Source organism: Streptomyces sp. TRM70350, assembly GCF_019219825.1.
Taxonomy (GTDB): domain Bacteria; phylum Actinomycetota; class Actinomycetes; order Streptomycetales; family Streptomycetaceae; genus Streptomyces.
Genome location: NZ_JAHUXH010000123.1, coordinates 1 through 531 on the forward strand (window position 1 = coordinate 1; position 531 = coordinate 531).

A 531-nucleotide genomic window follows, 5' to 3' on the forward strand; every position below is an offset into this window, starting at 1 on the left:
CGACGGGGTCGTGCCGTTCGGTGCGGACGATGTGGTGCTGGTGACCGGTGGTACGGGTGCGCTGGGTCGTGTGGTGGCCCGGCATCTGGTGGCTGAGCACGGTGTGGGGCGGCTGGTGTTGGCGAGTCGTCGGGGTGGTGGTGATGAGCTGGTCGCGGAGCTGGGTGAGTTGGGTGCCGCTGTGGATGTGGTGGCGTGTGATGTGTCCGACCGGGGTGCGCTGGGGGAGTTGGTCTCGGCTTATCCGTTGACGGGTGTGGTGCATGCGGCGGGTGTGCTGGATGACGGCATGGTGGAGTCGTTGGATGCTGAGCGGGTCGACGGGGTGTTGCGGGGGAAGGTCGACGGTGCCTGGTATCTGCATGAACTGACGGCTGGTCTGGATCTGCGTGCGTTTGTGCTGTTCTCGTCGCTTGCGGGTGTGGTGGGCAGTGCGGGTCAGGGCGGGTACGCGGCGGCCAATGCCGCGTTGGACGCGCTGGCCGAGCACCGGCGGGCGCAGGGGCTGCCCGCCACCTCCATCGCCTGGGG

1 protein-coding gene is annotated in these 531 nt (G+C 68.5%); it reads left to right on the forward strand.

Annotated elements, in window-relative coordinates:
- Positions 1-531: SDR family NAD(P)-dependent oxidoreductase (locus KWI83_RS37860; protein WP_218518896.1), on the forward strand; the 531-nt coding region annotated here is incomplete at both ends.